Origin of the sequence: Corynebacterium pseudodiphtheriticum (assembly GCF_023509295.1) — a bacterium.
Classification (GTDB): Bacteria; Actinomycetota; Actinomycetes; order Mycobacteriales; family Mycobacteriaceae; genus Corynebacterium; species Corynebacterium pseudodiphtheriticum.
Genome location: NZ_CP091864.1, coordinates 381497 through 399604 on the forward strand (window position 1 = coordinate 381497; position 18108 = coordinate 399604).

17 protein-coding genes and 1 pseudogene are annotated in these 18108 nt (G+C 58.0%); 10 read left to right on the forward strand and 8 right to left on the reverse strand.

Going from position 1 to position 18108, the window contains the following annotated elements; all coding sequences use genetic code 11:
- Nucleotides 1-67: 67 nt before the first annotated feature.
- From L9H78_RS01620 to L9H78_RS01635, 4 genes are all read right to left on the reverse strand, one after another.
- Nucleotides 68-853 carry an ABC transporter ATP-binding protein gene (locus L9H78_RS01620; protein ID WP_249620288.1) on the reverse strand — a complete coding sequence of 262 codons (786 nt, stop codon included), beginning with the start codon at nt 851-853 and terminating at the stop codon, nt 68-70.
- Nucleotides 853-1836 carry a FecCD family ABC transporter permease gene (locus L9H78_RS01625; RefSeq protein ID WP_283775221.1) on the reverse strand — a complete coding sequence of 328 codons (984 nt, stop codon included), beginning with the start codon at nt 1834-1836 and terminating at the stop codon, nt 853-855. The genes L9H78_RS01620 and L9H78_RS01625 overlap by 1 nt, the downstream gene beginning before the upstream one ends.
- Nucleotides 1837-1838: 2 nt before the next feature.
- Nucleotides 1839-2846 (reverse strand): ABC transporter substrate-binding protein, encoded by a 1008-nt coding sequence (locus L9H78_RS01630; RefSeq protein WP_249620290.1) that lies wholly within the window; start codon nt 2844-2846, stop codon nt 1839-1841.
- 160 nt (nt 2847-3006) lie between these two features.
- Entirely contained in the window at nt 3007-3942 is a 936-nt protein-coding gene (locus L9H78_RS01635) for an HhH-GPD family protein (protein ID WP_249620291.1), read from the reverse strand.
- 35 nt (nt 3943-3977) lie between these two features.
- Here L9H78_RS01635 and L9H78_RS01640 point away from each other — a divergent pair, with 35 nt between their 5' ends.
- Nucleotides 3978-4595, forward strand: a complete 618-nt coding sequence (locus tag L9H78_RS01640) for a carbonic anhydrase (RefSeq protein ID WP_249618776.1) — start codon at nt 3978-3980, stop codon at nt 4593-4595.
- Nucleotides 4596-4734: 139 nt separating this feature from the next.
- Complete coding sequence (locus L9H78_RS01645) at nt 4735-5535, forward strand: hypothetical protein (RefSeq protein ID WP_249620292.1); 801 nt, start codon at nt 4735-4737, stop codon at nt 5533-5535.
- Nucleotides 5536-5537: 2 nt separating this feature from the next.
- Here the strand turns inward: L9H78_RS01645 and L9H78_RS01650 are convergent, their stop codons facing one another.
- Both L9H78_RS01650 and L9H78_RS01655 read right to left on the reverse strand, forming a co-directional pair.
- The gene (locus L9H78_RS01650; RefSeq protein WP_249620293.1) at nt 5538-7097 is read right to left on the reverse strand and encodes a DNA repair protein RadA; all 1560 of its coding nucleotides are present in this window, start codon (nt 7095-7097) and stop codon (nt 5538-5540) included.
- A gap of 186 nt (nt 7098-7283) precedes the next feature.
- Nucleotides 7284-7925, reverse strand: a complete 642-nt coding sequence (locus tag L9H78_RS01655; protein WP_347276372.1) for a hypothetical protein — start codon at nt 7923-7925, stop codon at nt 7284-7286.
- A 267-nt stretch (nt 7926-8192) separates the two neighbouring features.
- Here L9H78_RS01655 and L9H78_RS01660 point away from each other — a divergent pair, with 267 nt between their 5' ends.
- The 8 genes and pseudogenes from L9H78_RS01660 to L9H78_RS01695 all read left to right on the forward strand — a co-directional run bounded on the left by L9H78_RS01660 (nt 8193) and on the right by L9H78_RS01695 (nt 16269).
- Nucleotides 8193-8777 carry a CarD family transcriptional regulator gene (locus tag L9H78_RS01660; RefSeq protein ID WP_023018394.1) on the forward strand — a complete coding sequence of 195 codons (585 nt, stop codon included), beginning with the start codon at nt 8193-8195 and terminating at the stop codon, nt 8775-8777.
- A 50-nt stretch (nt 8778-8827) separates the two neighbouring features.
- Nucleotides 8828-9622, forward strand: a pseudogene (locus L9H78_RS01665) (IspD/TarI family cytidylyltransferase); the annotation flags it as partial.
- A 54-nt stretch (nt 9623-9676) separates the two neighbouring features.
- On the forward strand, nt 9677-10153 hold the full coding sequence (ispF, locus tag L9H78_RS01670; RefSeq protein ID WP_249618777.1) for a 2-C-methyl-D-erythritol 2,4-cyclodiphosphate synthase: 477 nt from the start codon (nt 9677-9679) through the stop codon (nt 10151-10153).
- Between the two features lie 30 nt (nt 10154-10183).
- A complete protein-coding gene (cysS, locus tag L9H78_RS01675; RefSeq protein WP_249620295.1) occupies nt 10184-11707 on the forward strand; it encodes a cysteine--tRNA ligase in 1524 nt (507 codons plus the stop codon).
- A gap of 102 nt (nt 11708-11809) precedes the next feature.
- Nucleotides 11810-12751, forward strand: a complete 942-nt coding sequence (rlmB, locus tag L9H78_RS01680) for a 23S rRNA (guanosine(2251)-2'-O)-methyltransferase RlmB (RefSeq protein ID WP_021352436.1) — start codon at nt 11810-11812, stop codon at nt 12749-12751.
- A 179-nt stretch (nt 12752-12930) separates the two neighbouring features.
- The gene (locus L9H78_RS01685; protein ID WP_249620296.1) at nt 12931-14139 is read left to right on the forward strand and encodes an MFS transporter; all 1209 of its coding nucleotides are present in this window, start codon (nt 12931-12933) and stop codon (nt 14137-14139) included.
- 88 nt (nt 14140-14227) lie between these two features.
- On the forward strand, nt 14228-15454 hold the full coding sequence (locus tag L9H78_RS01690; RefSeq protein WP_249620297.1) for an RtcB family protein: 1227 nt from the start codon (nt 14228-14230) through the stop codon (nt 15452-15454).
- A 77-nt stretch (nt 15455-15531) separates the two neighbouring features.
- Complete coding sequence (locus L9H78_RS01695; protein ID WP_249620298.1) at nt 15532-16269, forward strand: DoxX family protein; 738 nt, start codon at nt 15532-15534, stop codon at nt 16267-16269.
- A gap of 183 nt (nt 16270-16452) precedes the next feature.
- Here L9H78_RS01695 and L9H78_RS01700 read toward each other — a convergent pair whose 3' ends face one another.
- Complete coding sequence (locus tag L9H78_RS01700; RefSeq protein WP_249620299.1) at nt 16453-17415, reverse strand: metal ABC transporter permease; 963 nt, start codon at nt 17413-17415, stop codon at nt 16453-16455.
- Nucleotides 17415-18104, reverse strand: coding sequence for a metal ABC transporter ATP-binding protein (locus tag L9H78_RS01705; RefSeq protein ID WP_249620300.1), 690 nt, complete (start codon nt 18102-18104; stop codon nt 17415-17417). Before L9H78_RS01705 ends, L9H78_RS01700 begins: the two co-directional genes overlap by 1 nt.
- Between the last annotated feature and the right edge of the window lie 4 nt (nt 18105-18108).

Below are 18108 nucleotides of genomic sequence, written 5' to 3' on the forward strand. Positions count from 1 at the left end.
GCTTAGAGCATGAACGTCACTGAGTCACGTATCACATTTGCTTCTGGGTTTAATAACTGCTCAAGGCCTAAGAATTCTTCTGATCAATAGGATGCTTGACCAGCAAAAACGGTATTTCATCTGCGGTGTATTCCAGCTGCCCTTTTACTTCAAATACCGTGCTTAACATTTCAGTGGTCAGCACTTTTTCGGGGGGACCATCCGCCTGGAGCTTGTGATTGTGTAGCAGAAGAAGCCGGTCGCAGTATCGTGCTGCTAGCGCTAGATCGTGGATTGCTAGAACCACGGCAATGTCGTGTTCCTTCGCAAGATGGAGCAGAAGATCCATTAATTTGTGCTGGTGGTGCAGGTCAAGGTGATTGGTCGGTTCATCGAGAAGCATTATGCTTGCTTGCTGTGCCATTGCCCGTGCAACCATGACGCGTTGAATCTGCCCGCCAGAAAGCTCATGCAGCCGCATATCAGAAATGTCTTCTAAGCTGCAATGAAATAACGCGCGATCTACAATTTCTGCGTCGTCAGGTTGTGGCGCCGAAAAAGGCATGCGGCCTGCATCGCGGCCTAGTTTCACGACCTCGCGGACGGTGAGTGTGACCCGTTGGCCTGATTTTTGGGCCACATAGGATAAGGCATGAACGCGTTGGGACTGCGGATAGGATTTTAATGGTTTTCCTGCGAAGTGAATGGTTCCGTTAAAGGGCTGCACCCCAGCAATGGATTTGAGAAGCGTCGACTTGCCACAACCATTGGGGCCGATGAGGCCTACCAGGCCGGGCTTTGTGATCTCGAAAGACACGTCGTCGAGTACGGGTTTATTAGGAAAGCCCGTTTTGAGGTTCTCTACCTTGAGCATTAGTGCTTTCTCCGCAAGATTAGGAAAAACATCGGTACGCCAATGAGGGCGGTAATTACGCCCACAGGCAGTTCTTGGGGTGCAAAAATGGATCGCGCGAAGGCATCTGCGATCACCAGAGTGACAGCGCCAACCATTGCGGACAGCGGTATGAGGCTGGCATGTTTTGGTACGTTCAGCATTCTTACGGCGTGGGGGATAATCAGCCCCACGAAACCTATCGCGCCGACGGAAGCCACAGTCGTGGCGGTCATGAGCGAAACACAAATCAGAACAATGTAACGCAATGCGATTACAGGCACACCCATTGTTGAGGCGGTATCCCCACCCAAAGAGAGCGCATCTAGATGGCTGGAAAGCGCCCAAAGCACCAGCATTCCGATGGAGCCAACAATCATCACCGCAAACAGCGTAGGCCAGCGTGCTGCCCCTAGAACTCCGAGTAGCCAGAACATAATGCTGCGAGTAGATTCCGCGTCGCCCGAGGCTGTCACGACTAGAGAAGTCAGAGATTGGAAAAGAAAGCCAATGAGGACGCCGGTGAGCACTACCTTTGTTGCGTCTCCTCCGGTATTGCGGAGTAAAAGCATCAACAGAGCAAAAGAGGCGAGAGAACCAATAGTTGCGCCGAAAATGATTCCGTATTGCCAAGTAGAAAACAGGATCGCAATGACGGCGCCTGTCGACGCCCCCGAGGATACACCGAGTAAGTATGGATCTGCGAGGTCATTATGCGTAACTGCCTGCATTGCAACACCGCATACTGCCAAGATTGCTCCGACGAAGGCTGCCATCAGGATCCGCGGGATCCGAAGCTCTGTCAGGATCGATGTGCGCAGCGGGGAAGGGCTTGGTTGCGAAGGAACAACCAGCCCAATGAGTTCGGTGAAGGACATGGAGCTTGAGCCCACGGTGAGCGAGCCAACTAATGCTACGAGGAGGGTCGCAGCACTAATTCCAGCGATAGTCCAGGTCTTACGCAATATTATTCGCTCTTATTTGCAAATAGGTCGTCCTTGATAGCCTTGGAAACTTCTTCGACGACTTCATAGGACCGTCCCGACGCGGATGTGGCGACGCCTGGGACAACGACATAGGTGCCGTTCTTTACGGCTTTCATCTCTTTGGTGCCGGGGGTGGACTCCAGGTCGCTGACCTTTTCTTCCCACTTATCGCCTGGTTTTCCACGCCCGGGAAGATTCGCGAGCAAAATGACGTCTGGGTCTGCCTCAGCAACGGCTTCCCAGGAGATTTGTGGCCACTCCTCATCGAGGTCACCAAAGACATTTTTCATGCCGGTTGCTTTTCCTACTTCGGTCACGATGGAAGGGCCGCCTGCTACGTAGGGGGCGCCGCCGATGGAAGAATAAAGCAGCATGAAAGTGGTTCCCTCTGGGGCCTGGGCGGTGTTTTCGAGGGCTTCGTTTTGTTTTTCAATGAGGGACTTGGCTTCGTCTTCGCGGTCGAAGAGGGTGCCGAGTTCCGTGATGTCTTTGGCTACGAGGTCGAAGGTTGATTTCTCGGCGTTGTCAGCATAGTCCGGGCACTGGACATTTGATTGGTAGGTTGCTACGCCGAGGTTTTCCCATTCTTCGCGAGTTCCGGCATTGTCTGCGGTCCAGTTGAGTGCGAACGGAGAGTAGATGAAGTCCGTGTCTGTGTCTCGTAGCTGCTCAGAGTTGGGGGCGCTAGGGCTAATTTCTTTTATGCCTTCGAGATCGTAACCTTCAGGAGGCGCGTCTTTTTGGTGGCCGTAGCCTACCATTTGGTCTTTGGCGCCGAGTAGAAGGAGAGTGTCAGTGGCGCCTTGTTCAAGGGTTGTGGCCCGTTGCACCGGAGTATGAGCGGTTAGCTCGAAGCCACAGTTATCGAGGGTGATAGCGGAGCTATTATTCTCTGTGCTGGCAACGGTGTCTTCAGCGTCCCCAGTACTGCAGGAGGACAGGATGAGTCCAGTGGTGAGGATGAGGACGGGTGGAAGGAAACGGCGCATGATAAACCCCTATTCAAATAATCAATTAGACATTTGAAGATTATCAGGTTGGGGGTGGTTCCGATAATCAAAAAGAGGTGGTCTGGGGCACTTTTGGTACTCTGATCCACCCACCGGCCGACCAGGTCGCTCAGGCAGTGGCGAAGCTATTTTTGCTGCATCATTCCGGCAGCGCGAATTCGCCACCACGGGCAACCTCACGCACCAAACCGTCGGCAAGCAAAGAACGCAGGGCTCGCTCGCGCTGATCATCTTTCGGCCACACGAGATCAATTTCCGGCTTCGGCACCGGCGCGGAAGCTTCCCGCAACACGGCCATAATCTTGCCGCGCACCTGCCGGTCAGTGCCCGCGAATTTCTGCACCCGCTTTTTCTGCGCCGCGATCTCTGATTCACTCGGCGCCGGTGAGCCAGCACGCACCCAGGCACAACCGACACGAAGTGGACATACCGAACACTGCGGCGAGCGCGCCGTGCACACCAAAGCGCCCAACTCCATCAAAGCCACCGACGTTTGCGGGCCGCGGCCGTCGGCAAGCAACTCACCCACCTGAGCCAACTGTCTTTTCGCTGGCTGCGGCGCCAAGAACTGCCCAGACCATGCACGCGAGTACACCCGGCGCACGTTCGTATCCACCACCGGGACATTAACACCAAAAGCAAAACACGCCACTGCCCGCGCGGTGTAATCGCCGATGCCCGGAAGCGCCAGCAGCTCATCCACAGCACTCGGCACCGTCCCGCCGTGCTGCGCAACGATAGCCTGCGCACACTCCCACAGCCGCAACGCCCGTCGCGGATACCCCAACCGGCCCCACGCGCGCAGCACATCTGCCTGGCTGGCCGCGGCAAAATCCTGCGGGGTGGGCCACCGCTCCAGCCACTCCAACCACTGTGGTGCAACGCGAGCCACGGGGGTTTGCTGGCTCATGACCTCGGAAACCAAAACACCCCACGCGGTGGTTTCTGGCGCACGCCAGGGCAAATCACGGCCGTGCTCGGCGAACCAGCCACGCAGCTCGGGCAACAAGGCAGTTGCGTCTGGGGCGGCAGCACAAGTATGTGTGGCAGAGATCAGTTCCGAATGATTCGTCATCGCGCATAGTTTAGGACAAAATAGAAGCTGTGAGTATGCAGAATGTGGCCAAGACTCCGCAGGCAGTGTGGGAGGCCCTACGGGAGGGCAATGAGCGGTTTATCGCGAACCGCTCCGAGCGGCCAAATCAAGACCCGGAATACCGTTCGTTGTTGAGTGTTGGCCAGTCGCCGCGCGTGGTCATCTTCTCGTGTTCTGATTCGCGAGTTCCCGTCGAAATGGTTTTTGACCTGGGGCTTGGCGACGCCTTCGTGATCCGAACCGCTGGGCAAATCATTGACAGCTCGATCATTGCTTCGGTGGAATACGCCATCGAGAAATTCGACGTCAACTTGCTGGTAGTCATGGGGCACGAATCTTGCGGCGCGGTGCGTGCGACCATGGAATTTGCCGAAGGCGGTTCCGCACCGAATGGTTTCCAGCGCACCATCGTCGAACGCGTATTGATGTCGGTGACCGAGGCGAACAAGCGCGGGCTAGTTACGCGTGAGGACGTCGAGCGCCAGCACATCACCGAAACTGTGTACCAGTTGATGGCGCGCGCGCCGGGGCTGGGCCAAGGGTTGATTCGCCAGTCTATGGGCATCGTTGGTTTGCGCTACAACTTGAGCGAGGGCCGGGTGGAGCCGGTCGTGCTCAACGGCGTGCACTAGCAGGGGGGCGTGCACTAGCAGGCGCTTGTCGACGTTTGGCTAGCTGCATGTCACGGCAGCTGTAGTTACTCGCCGGATGACGTAGGACACGCGCGGTAGTTGCCCCAGCCCAGCGGTGTTTCGTTATAAATTAGGAACTGTGACTTCCCCAAGACAACCTCGCCTCCCAGAAGAAATTTACCGACGCCGCCGCATGGCAGGCCTGGCGGTTCTTCTCTTGCTTGTGCTTTTGTTGGTCTGGATCTTCAGCGCCATTTTCGGTGGTGGCAGCGAAGAAGATCCGCAATCTGCTGCGGATTCGGCGGCTAACCAAACCGCCACGGCCACCGCAGCGCGGGAGGAAAAAGACGGCAAAGCCGATAAGGCCGCAGACAAAGACGCTGACGAGGCAGCCAACGACAGTGCGGCGAAAGAAGCCGATGACATCGATGCTGCTGACGATTCGCAGGAATCGGACCGCCCGAAGAAGGGCAGGGAAGGCGCGAAGTCTGCAGACGAGCGCCCATCGCCGTACCCAGAAGCTGACGAGGCCACGGCAGCTGCTGGCGCCTGTGATCTACACAATTTGCAGGTCACCGCGCACAGCGATAAGGCCTATTACGCCGGTGGTGACCAGCCGACGTTCTACATGTCTATCGAAAACCCCACCGGCCACGACTGCGCGGTCAATCTTGACGAGAACCCGCTGCGCTTCGAGGTTTATGATCTGAACACGAACCACCGCATGTGGGCAGATACCGACTGCTACCCAGCCGTGATTACTGGTAATCAGGAATTCAAGGCTGGCCAGACCCGTCACTTCGAGGCCGTATGGTCGAAGACGAATTCCGCGCCGGGCGAGTGCAATCACCGCCCAGCTACTCCGGAAGGCAATTACTTCCTGCACGCAGTGGTGGGCGATAACGCCTCCGACGCACTGACCTTCGCGCTGCGGGCGTAATTTTAACCGCGCAGTTCACGCACCACGGCCAGTGCCTGGCGCAGGGTGCTGACACTGTGCAGATCGAGCCCGTCGGCGGCGAGTTCTTTCGCCAACGCGCGGTCTTCTTCGTTATTGCGGCTGGGGGCGACCGCGCAGCGATAACCGATCCGCGCGGCTTCTTGTAAACGCCGCCGCAAATTCGGCACCGTGCGCATCTCGCCGGCCAGACCAATTTCTCCAATGAACACGGTTTTGGCCGGCAGTGGTGTTTCATGCAGCGACGACCACGTCGCCAAGGCCACCGCCAGATCCGTGGCGGTTTCGGTGATGCGCACCCCGCCGACCGTCGCCACGTAGGCGTCTTTTTCATTGGTGCGCTCACCGGCGCGTGCTTGCAACACGGCGAGCACCAGTGGGATGCGGTTTTGATCCAATCCGGTGACCACCCGGCGGGGATTCTTGGCGACGGGATCGACCGTCAAAGACTGCACTTCGGCCACGATTGGGCGCACCCCGTCCATGGCTACGGTGACCGCGGAACCGTTGGGTGTTGCGCCGTGGTGGGACAGGAACAGCCCGGATGGGTCGGCGACTTCCCGGATGCCGTCAGCAGTTTGCTCAAAACAGCCGACCTCGTCGGTGGCACCAAAACGGTTTTTAATTCCGCGCAGCATCCGCAAGCTGGATTGCCGCTCGCCTTCAAAATTCAGCACCACATCAACCAGGTGCTCCAGCACGCGCGGACCGGCAACGTTGCCGTCTTTGGTGACGTGGCCGACCAGCAGAATCGGAATACCGGTGGTTTTCGCCAGTGTGGTCAGTGCCGCCGTGACCGCACGGGATTGCGCCACGCCGCCAGCTACGCCTTCCACGCCGGTGGCCTGCATGGTTTGCACAGAATCGACGATGATCAGCGATGGTCGTAGCGCCTCGACTTGCTGGAATACGACATCCAGGTCTGATTCTGCAGCGAGATACAGCGTGGGGGACAACCCGCCGGTACGCTTCGCCCGGGAGTAGACCTGTGCTGCGGATTCTTCTGCCGTCACATACAACGCCGTGCGGGTGGCAGGCTGTGTTTGCTGGTCTGCAGCGTTTTCGGTAGCGGCAGCGGAGCTTTCTCCGCTGTCTGTCTGGGGTTCTGGTACCTGGCTCCAGCGCGCGGCTACCTCTAACAGCAGGGTGGACTTGCCGACGCCCGGCTCGCCAGCCATGAGCACGACGGAACCGGCGACGATGCCGTCGCCCAACACTCGGTCGAGCTCCCCGATGCCCGTGTGCATGCTTTGCGCAGATTGCGCGGAGATCTGGGTAATCGGTACCGCGGCACTGCTCGGGGCCAGCCCTCCGCGACGCCCACTGCTAGAAGCCCGCGAACCCGCACCCAAACCACCGGCGCCCCCGCGCGCAGCTGAAGCTTTCGCGCCAGAACCCAAACCGGCTGCGAGGCCAGCGGAAAAGATCGGGGCAGCTTCTTCCAGGGTGCCCCACGAACCACACTCCGGGCAGCGTCCCAACCATTTTGGGGAGGAGTAGCCGCATTCGGAACAGGTGTGGATCGCCCGCTGTTTTTTCGCCATGGCACTCATCCTAAGGCAGGTGCCGCACACCCCGCCCAATCCAAAAACAAAATTCGACAATATATTCGAGCCGCCGGGTATAAAAATCCACCCCGTCGGTAGCGGAGCGATCAGCTAATAAGTGCTGTGCAGTGCTGCCGTGCAGGGTGGTGGATCAGCGGGGGGAGCTGCAGGAGGCTGCTGCCTTTAGTGGTGGCCGCCTTCGCTGTGGCCGCCCTCGCCGTGGCTGTGATCATGTCCGTGGCCGTGATCGCCACTGATGGAACCGTCACCGCGTGGTGCGTAGCCTTCTTCCCAGTCGCGGTCGTGCTCGCCGGTAGTCAACGGTGCAGCTGCAATGGCAGCGTCGACGGTGATGGTGACCGAATCGAAGACGAATTCCACTGGACGGTGGCCGCCCGGTGCGTAGTCGTCGTTGTCTAGGGTGGTTTCGATGTACTGGATGCAGGCTTTTTCTGCCTGTGGGGTGTCCTTCAATGCCAACGCGCTGTCGCCAAAGACTGAGCATCCTGGCTCGATTGGGTCCAGGGTGCCCAAGGAAACCTGGTTGCCGTCGACTGAAATTGATTCCAGGGTGTGGGCCTTCATGGAAGGATCCTGGTTGGTGGCGGTGAACTTCAGCGCCGCGGCGTTATCTTCCACGGTGATGGTGACATCGCGGACCGAAAGCTCGCCGTTTTCGCTGTTCGCGCTCTGCCCATCGACGGTCGCGACCTGCGAAGAAGTCTGGGTAATGTGTCCTGCCGAGCAGGCAGCCAGGGTAAGGCTGGCCAGGGCAGCAGCGGAAATGGTGCCGCCGCGACGAACAAACGATTTCAGGGACGTCACTGTGGGGTCCTCCAACAACTCATCGAGCATAAAGATTTTTCAGACTTTACCTTAGCTGTTTACTCCCGGCGGTACACAGTTTCCGGTTTGTACCATCGCTCATGCGGGGCATTCGGGGGCAAACTTTTTATGGGTGCGGTCCGGTAGGTGCCGTGGGGTGCTTGCCGACGCTCACCTGAGCCGCTCCCGGGCGTCGGCAAGTACTTGTTGCGTGTTAAACTGGTGGCTTGAAGTCTGCCTGTTAAGCCTGTTAAGCGAGGAGTGGGAATGGAAATCAAGGTCGGCGAGGTTGTTGTCTACCCGCACCACGGCGCGGCGAAGGTCGAGGCCATTGAAACGCGCGAGATGGGCGGGGAAACGCTCGAGTATGTCGTGCTTTCCATCAACCAATCTGACCTGGTGGTTCGCGTCCCATCCAAGAACGTGGAGCGCGTCGGCGTGCGCGATGTCGTCGGTAAGGAAGGCCTGGAGAAGGTCTTTTCCGTATTGCGTGAGACTGACGTAGAGGAAGCCGGCAACTGGTCCCGTCGTTATAAGGCGAACCAAGAACGTCTGGCTTCCGGTGATATCAACCAGGTTGCTGAAGTTGTGCGGGACCTGTGGCGCCGCGATCAGGATCGGGGCCTTTCCGCAGGTGAAAAGCGCATGCTGGTGAAGGCGCGCCAGATTTTGGTCGGCGAGCTCGCGTTGGCAGGCCCAGTAGATGAGGCCAAAGCCGATAAGATGCTGGCTGAAGTCGATGCCACCATCGAGCGCCACCGGGCTGCTGGTTTGATCGGCAACACTGGCCCAGAGGTGGATACCAAGGTTGATGTGGACTTGGATGATCTCAGCTTTGACGACGAAGACTAGATAGCTGAAGACTAGATTACTGAAGATTAACCGCTGAAAACTAGTTGTTGATGAATATTTCGAGCTCTCGCCCTGCCCCAGTAATTGCGATTGTCGCCGCTGCCGGGCAGGGCACTCGTTTACGTGCGGATAAACCGAAGGCGTTTGTTGAACTCGCAGGAATATCCCTGCTGGAACGCAGCATTAGTGCCATGCACGCAACCGAGCTTGTCGACGAGATCATTGTTGTTGCTGCGCCGGATATGTTGGATGAGGCTGCCGACGTGATTTCCCGGTGCGAGTCCGCTGACGCCACCCGCGGCGCTGGCGCCGATGCTAGCGATGGGCGCACGATCCGCCTGGTTCCTGGCCGTGGGGAACGCGCGGATTCCGTCATGGCTGGGCTGGAAGCGATTTCGGTGGAGCCAGGCGTCGATCCGATCGTGCTGGTTCATGATGCTGCGCGGGCTCTGACCCCCGCGAGCATGATTGACCGGGTAGCGTGTGCAGTGGCAGATGGCGCTTCGGGGGTGGTTCCCGTGGTGCCGGTTGTGGACACGATCAAAGCTGTGACGGAAACCGCTGGTCACGGCGAAGCGCGCAGCCAGGCGCAGATAACCAAGACCGTGGACCGCAGCAATGTGCGTGCCGCGCAGACGCCACAGGGCTTTCGCTACAGCGCGCTGCTTTCTGCCAACGAGATGTATTACGCCAGCGTGCAAGCGGATGCTGAAGCCGGGACCCGCAGTTTTGTGCCCACCGATGATGCCTCGTTGTTGGAGTGGCAGGGCGTGCCCGTCGTGTGCGTCGACGGCGACGAGCTGGCTTTTAAAATCACCACGCGCAAGGATTTGCTGCTGGCCCAGGCGTTTCTTGCCGACGGCCCGGTGACGCGGCCACAACCCACGCAGCCACCGGCCATGCCCATCCCGCGCGTCGGCATCGCTAGCGATGCGCACCAAATTGAGGCAGGCAAACCGTGTTGGATCGCCGGGTTGCTTTTCGACGGCGTCGACGGCTGCGAAGGCCACTCGGATGGCGACGTTGTCTCGCACGCCATGGTGGATGCGCTGCTGTCGGCCTCTGGTTTGGGAGATCTGGGCTCGTTTGTCGGTGTCGGCCGACCAGAATACGACAATGTCTCCGGTGCGCAGCTGTTGCGTGAAGTCCGTGAGCTTCTCGACGATAACGACTTCCGCATCGGCAACGTCGCGGTGCAACTGATCGGGCAAACCCCGAAGTTCAGCCCGCGTAGGGAAGAAGCCCAACAGGTTTTAAGTGAGCTGCTGGGGGCCCCGGTTTCGGTGTCGGCAACCACCACTGATCACCTGGGATTTACTGGCCGCGAGGAAGGCCGCGCGGCAATCGCGAACGCAGTGGTATGGCGTGCGAACTAGTGCGGGCAGGAGTGCGTAAACTAGTACCCTGTGAGCTTACGGATTTTTGATACCGCGACGCGCCAGACCCACGACTTTCAACCCCTGCGCGAAGGCCAGGTTTCTATCTACCTGTGTGGAGCTACCCCGCAGGCGAAACCGCACATCGGCCACCTGCGTTCCGGGGTGGCTTTTGATATTGTGCGCCGTTGGTTTCTGGCCAAAGGCTACGATGTCGCATTCGTGCGCAATGTGACGGATATCGACGATAAGATCCTGACTAAAGCCGAAGCGCATTCCCGCCCGTGGTGGGAGTGGGTTTCCACTCATGAGCGCGAATTCACCCGCGCCTATCAAGCACTTGGCGTCATGGCCCCGAGTGTGGAGCCGCGCGCAACCGGGCATGTTACCCAGATGGTGGAGTATATGCAGCGCTTGATGGACCGCGGTTTTGCCTACGATGTGGACGGCTCGGTGTATTTCGACGTCCTGGCTTGGCAGCAGGCGCAAGGCTCGGATTATGGCCACCTTTCGGGCAACCGCCCAGAAGAGATGGAGCAAGGCGAGACCGACAACGCGGGGAAGAAAAACCCGCTGGATTTTGCTTTATGGAAGGCTGCGAAACCGGGTGAGCCTGCCTGGCCTACACCGTGGGGTGCTGGTCGCCCGGGTTGGCACTTGGAGTGCTCGGCGATGGCCACGTATTACCTGGGCGCGGAGTTTGATGTGCACTGCGGCGGGCTGGATTTGCAGTTCCCGCACCACGAGAACGAGATTGCGCAGTCGCACGCTGCCGGTGATGGTTTTGCTCGTTACTGGATGCACAACCACTGGGTGACCATGGCTGGCGAGAAGATGTCCAAATCGCTGGGCAACGTCCTGGATATCGACGCTTTGTTGGAAAAGGTCCGCCCGGTGGAGTTGCGCTACTACCTGGGTAGCGCGCATTACCGCAGCGTGTTGGAGTATTCCGAGGCCGCGGTGCATGAGGCCGCCGCTGGTTTCCGCCGCATTGAGGATTTCGTTAACCGCGCGTCGAAGCTGGCGGGCGCACCCGTCGACAAGCTGGCGGTGGAACAGGGCATGCTTGGCGACGCCGGTGTGGCTGGTGGTGCTGGGCTTGGCGGCGTTAACGCTCAGGACAGCATTGCCCAGGAAGTTTCCGAGCACTGGCAGAAGTTTGCTGCCGCGTTGGATGATGATTTCGCGGTGCCGCGTGCGTTGGCCGTTATTCACACCACGGTGAAGGCAGGCAATAATGCACTGGCTGGTAAGGACACAGGCAAAGATGCTGCCAAGGCCAAAGCCGTGGCGTTGGCGTCGTTGGTGCGTGCGATGACTGCCATTTTGGGCATTGACCCGTTGGATGCGCAGTGGGCTGGTGGTACGCAGCAGTCCGCAGATGGTGGTGTGCAGCAAGCGCTTGCTAGTTTGGTAGAACACGAACTCGCGTTGCGGGCTGCGGCGCGCAAGGACAAAGATTTCGCTACTGCCGACGGCGTGCGGGATCGTTTGGCTGCGGCTGGCATTGAGGTTATTGATACCCCGGATGGCGCGGAATGGAAGCTGCGTTAGGCGGGGTATCCGAAGTGAAATCGCGTGGTGCAGCGCCGAGGAAGTACAGTAAATTCGAAATACTCGAAATTGAAATTTTTACAGCAAGGATAGTGAATTTTTATGGCACGTACCCACGGTAGGGGCGGAGCGGGCATCCGCAAGACCAACAAAAAAGGAGCCACGAAGGGGTCTGGCGCTGTGCGTCGTCGTGGCCTGAAAGGCAAAGGGCCGACGCCGAAGGCAGAAGATCGGGTTTATCACCAGAAGCATAAGGCGAAACAGCAACGGGAGCGTTCCAATTCTGGCCGGCATGAAGCGACGACGGAGCTGGTCGTCGGCAGGAACCCGGTGGTGGAATGCTTGAATGCGAAGGTTCCGGCGAGCATGTTGTTCGTGGTGGCTGGCACCGGTTCGGATGAGCGGCTGACGCAAGCTGTGCAGATGGCGAACAGTCGTGGTATTCCGATTACCGAATTGCCGCGGCATGAGATGGATGTGAAAACCGGCAACGGCATGCACCAGGGTATTGGTTTGCAGATTCCGCCGTTTAAATACGCTGAAGTAGAGGATTTGCTTGCTGATGTGCAGCAGCGCAATGAGACCGGCATGTTTGTCATTCTGGATAACATCACCGACCCACGAAATTTGGGTGCGGTGATTCGTTCGGCGGCTGCTTTTGGTGGACACGGTGTGATTATTCCGGAGCGTCGTTCGGCTTCGGTCACGGCTGTTGCTTGGCGTACTTCTGCTGGTACGGCCGCGCAGTTGCCGGTGGCGCGGGCGACGAACCTGACGCGCACGGTAAAGGAATTTCAGAAGAACGGCTACCAGGTTGTTGGGCTGGAAGCTGGTGGAGAGCACACGCTGGATACCTACGACGGCGGCACAGATCCCGTGGTTATTGTTGTTGGCTCGGAAGGCAAAGGTATTTCGCGTTTGGTGCGCGAAAACTGTGATGTGTTGATGTCGATTCCGACCGTGGGGTGGGTGGAATCGCTGAACGCGTCGGTGGCAGCCGGTGCGGTCTTGAGTGAGTTCGCGCGCCAGCGCCGCGTCGGCTAGCTCGTCTGATTTGGTTCGGGCGGCAGGTTTGCTGTCGTCTCGTCGTGTTCAGAAACCAGTTGCGGGCTTACCCTTGAAGTGTGGTGCGCATAGCATTATTCTCTATAATGTAAGTTGACTCACAAAAAGGAGCGCGCCACGATGATGTATCAGTTGAGCATTGGATAAAGTCATCCTAAATGCATCTTTTTAGAGGTAGTGGCGGCGAAGGATTTCGTTCAATTTATCTTTTGGTCGCCATCTATTTTTTGCTGTCCCTGTGTGGGGCAATGACCAGCTTGTCAATTTCACTCCACTTCGCTGCTCTTAACCAGGGTGAACTCTTAGTAGCAAGCATCTTTGTTTCTGCAGCCTGCGCCCAGGTTTTTGTAGTCCCGCTCCTGAGTCCACTCTTCAACAAATTCAGCAGTTATCACATAGCACTTTCTGCTCTCTTCTTGGATCTGCTGGGCCTATTAGCAATGGCTGCTTACCCGGAGCCGTTGATTCTCATCCTTGGAAATCTCGTCACCGCATGTTTAACCGGACTGTCAATTCCATCCATTTTCACCATCGTTGACTCCCAGGTCAGCGAAGGACAGCAAGCGAAAGCCTTCTCCTTTTTGGATACAGCACGTCTTGGGGGCGGATTCATTGGGCCGCCGCTAGGAGGGTTAATTCTTGATCAAAAGAACCTCCAGACAGCGCTTTTGGTAGAAGCTTGTGCTGTAGTGATCTCGTTAGTTGCCTTTCTAGCTCTCGACAAAACTGCGGCGCAGGACGAATCCTCGCAGGCGCACAACAAACAAACTTCGTCGAGTTTTTTCCACAAGGTACTCGAAGCGCCTTCTCTCTTATTGAAAAATAGAAGTTCTCGTTTTGCGATAACCAGCATTTGGGGTGCAATCATTTGCACGTCGATTTTCAACATTGCTCTTGTCTTTTATGCGACGACAACGCTTCAAGCAAGCGGTACGTTATATGCAATTATTGCCCAGGCTTTTATCGTGGGCCGTATCTTTGGGGCACGGTTGTCAGCCCATCTTGGTGCACACAACGCCAAGAAAGCACTGACCGGAGCAGGTGTCGCTATGGGCTGTTTTATAGCCTTACCTGGGCTAATTCCCTCATTGTGGCTCTGCATACCATGCTTCTTCCTCGGCGGAGTCTGCAATGCCGTCCAAGTGGCCGCTCTGCGCATTATTGTTGTTGGAACCGTATCTGGTGAGGTTAAGCCCAAAGCACTTTCTACGATGGGGTCAATAAATAGCTCCGCAATGCTCATTGGATACATCGTCGGAGCGCCCGTTGTCAGTGCTCTCGGCCCGGCTGCGGCACTTGTCGTATCTGGAATGGGGACTTCCGTGCTCACGATAGGGTCAGTCGTGAAGCGCCGTCTGCAAAAATAACCGTATATGTAAGTATCGAAGGACGGCACCGCGACGTAATCGCATTCATGTTCGAGCAGTGTGCTACCCGGCTGCTACGCTCGTGAACATGACACATAAGCCAATAGAACTTGCCCCACGGGTTTTATCGTGGGCCAGCATTATTGATCAGAACACCGCAGACCAAGCTGCTGGGTTGGGGCAGCTGGATTTTGTTTCTCCGCATATCGCGTTGATGCCCGACGCGCACAGCGGCAAGGGCACAGCCATCGGCACGGTTATTCCCACTAAGGGGGCTGTGATTCCGGCTGCTGTCGGGGTGGATATTGGTTGTGGAATGGCTGCAGTGCGCACCATTTTTACTGCCGACGACATCGCGCAGATTTCCCTGGAGCAGCTGCGGGACGAGGTTGAGCGTTCCATTCCGCTTTCACCGGGGAACTACAATAAGAAGATTCACCGCGAGCACACCAAGGCGCGCATTCAGGAACTCGAGGAATTAGCCGAGCGTGACGACGTCGACCTGTCGCATTCCCCGAAGTGGCGCGAGCAGCTAGGCAGCTTGGGTGGCGGCAACCACTTCATCGAGTTGTGCCTGGATGGTGACGATAATGTCTGGTGTTTCCTGCACTCGGGTTCGCGCGGGGTGGGGAACAAGATCGCGCAAAAGCATATTAAGATCGCGACGCGAGAAGTCGCAGAAGCGGGTGTCGAGCTTGCAGAAAAGGATCACGCGTACCTGCGTGAGGGCACCGAGTCCTTCGATACTTACCTGCGGGAACTTGCTTGGGCGCAACGGTTTGCACGGCTGAACCGCGATGAGATGATGGATCGCTTCGTTGATCAGCTGGCCCGCATGATGCGCCAGGCGCATGACGACGGGCGTATTTCCATGAAGGTGCCCGCAGATAGTGCAGATACCGAGGTGGAACGCGTGAACTGTCACCATAACTACACCGAAAAGGTGACCATCAATGATGAGTCCGTGTGGCTTACCCGCAAGGGCGCGATTGATGCCAGCGTCGGCAAGTCTGGGTTGATTCCCGGTTCGATGGGCGCGCGATCATATGTTGTGCGCGGTCGCGGTAACGCTGCGGGCTTGAATTCTGCGCCGCATGGGGCTGGGCGAGTGATGTCGCGTCGGCAAGCAAAGAAGCAGTACACCGCAGAAGATTTGGCGAATCGCATGGGTGGGATTGTGTACCGGCCAGGTGAGCAATGGGTGGATGAAATTCCGGATGCGTATAAGCCGATTGACCAGGTGATGGCTGATGCCGCGGATCTCGTAGAAGTGGTCACGGAACTGCGGCAGGTGCTGAACGTTAAGGGTACGTAGCGGTCTGGCGCTTTATCCGGGAAGAAACGCCGCGGAGTCAATAGGTGACGTGGCCACAAACAGGTTAGACTGGTGATATGACTGTCATCAGAGATATTTTCCTGCTTATCGCCCGCATCATACTGGGCGGCGTGCTCATCGCGCATGGCTGGCAGAAGTTTAATGAATGGACCATCGACGGCACCGCAAGCTCCTTCCAGGAAATGGGTGTGCCTTCCCCAGAGATTTCCGCACAGGTTGCTACCTGGTTTGAAATTGGTGGTGGCGCAGCCATCATCCTCGGCTTGCTGGTGCGCCTGGTTGGCCCGGTACTGTTCGTGCAGATGGCCGCTGCTGCGTGGTTTGCGCACCGCGATTCCGGCATCTTTGTTTCCGACGGCGGCTGGGAGTTTGTTGCCGTAATCGGAGCTGCTGGTTTGGCACTGTCTGCTGCCGGTGCTGGTCGGGTCTCGCTGGATCACTTGTTTGTCGCGCCGTTCCGTAAGCGCAAGGAAGAAAAAGAAGCTGCTGCTAACCAGCAGGCTGTCGGCGCTGGCGCTGGTGTTGCCGGTTCTGGCGTTGCTGGCTCCGGTATCGCCGGTGCTGAGCAGAACTTCGGTGCTGAACAGAACTTTGGCGGCGAGAACTTCTCTAGCCAGAACTCCACCCAGAACTACGGCCAGAGCTCCGGGCAGGAATACTCTGACGACCAAGACTTTTCTACCCCGAACTTCGATAACGCAGCTGGCAACAACTCCACCGCTGATGGTGTAGATGCCAACGCAGAAACCACCCAGTGGAGCACCGATAACCAGTGGGACAACGGGAAGAAGTAAAAACTTGCACTAAGCGATAACCACTACGCCCTAGGCACCGCCACGCTCTAGGCGAAAACTTATCGCGAATAACAACCGGGGCTTGCAGCCACCACCAGCACTAGCTGGCAGGCTGCAAGCCCCGGTTTTCTGTTGTTTTATTGCCCGCTACCCGCGCCGGGCCGAGACCCGCGCCGTTAGCTCTCAGCCCCGGTCATCTTTTCCATCGCCGCTGCCATCCTGAGCGCCACCAGCATCCTGCGCGACGTGGTGCGGATTCACAGTGGCGTCGTTTCCTGCACCCAATGCTTTCACGCGGCGTGCATAAGCGACCTCATCGCGGGAGGTCTTGCGGCTGCGCAGATTGCCAATAATCCGGCACACCAGGTAAATCACAAACGAAATCGTCGTCACGAATACCGAGACTGGCAGCCCAGGAGCCAGGGAAGCAACCAAACCGCCGACGGCAGCGATTTCAGCGAACACCACCGAAAGCACCACGGATTTCACTGGCGACGACGTCACCTGTACCGCGGCTGCACCTGGGGTAATCAGTAGTGCCATCACCAGCAACGCACCGACGATCTGCACGGATTGCGCGGCCGTCAAACCCACCATCACCGCGAACAACACGGCCAGCCCGCGCACGGGAACACCGGCGGCTTGTGCCATCAGCGGATCCACAGAGGCAAACAGCAGAGGGCGCCACAGCACGATGATCAACGCCGTGATCACCACCGTTGTTGCCGCCAGCATCCACGTCGATGCGCCGGAGACACCGACGATCTGCCCGGTCAGCAACGACATCGCCGTCGTCGTGTTGCCAGGGTACAGGTGGATGAACAGCACGGATAGGCCCAAGCCGAAGCTCATAACCACGCCGATTGCAGAATCTTGGTTACCCCGCAGCCCGAGTACCGCCAGGATCACCGCCGCGGTAATCGAGCCGATGATCGCGCCGAAGCCGATATTGATGCCGAACAATAGCGCGGCCGCCGCACCCATCAGTGCCAGTTCCGAGGTCGCGTGCACGGAAAAAGACATATGTCGCAGCACAATCAAACTGGTGATCACACCGGATAAAACCCCGAGCAGGGCAGAGGCAATCAGTGCCTGTTGCACAAAGCCCACCGAGAGCAAATAGACGGTATCGTCCCAATAACTCACTAGACCACCACCAGCTTCCCGTTGACGGTTGCTACTTCTACATGCGTGCCGTACAGCTCGCTGAGCACCTGGGTTTGCATGACCTCGTCGATCGTTCCCAACATGTGCCCGCGGGGTGCCAGGTACAGCACGCGGTCCACAACATCCAGGATCGGGTTGATGCCGTGGGTGACAAACAGGACCGCCGCGCGGTGTTTATGCAGACGGGCGACGGTATCGTGCTCGCGGGCCATATCCAGCGAGAGCAGAGGTTCGTCGGCAAGCACCACGTCCGGGTCCGTGCCAAAGGCTTGGGCCTGGCGGATCAGCTGCTGTTGGCCACCGGAAAGCGTGCCGACGGAACGGTCCGCGATGCCTTCTGCGCCGACGTAGGCCAGTGCCTCGTCGACGGCGCGTTTGCTCGGCCGACGCCCCGAAAACACCCCGTGGCCGAGAGATAGCGAGACCAAGTCGCGTGCTCGAACCGGCAGGTGCTTATCAAACATGTGCTGTTGCGGGATGTAGCCGATGCGCCCGTCGACGCGCACGGAGCCAGAGGTCAGCGTGCGGGTGCCCAGGATTGTGTTCAGCAGCGTCGATTTGCCGGAACCATTAGGGCCCAGGATGGCGATGAATTCACCGGGTTTTACCTGCAGGTCCAGGTCTTCCCAGAGTGGTTCCACACCGGCGTTGGAAAACTGAAGCGGCATTGCG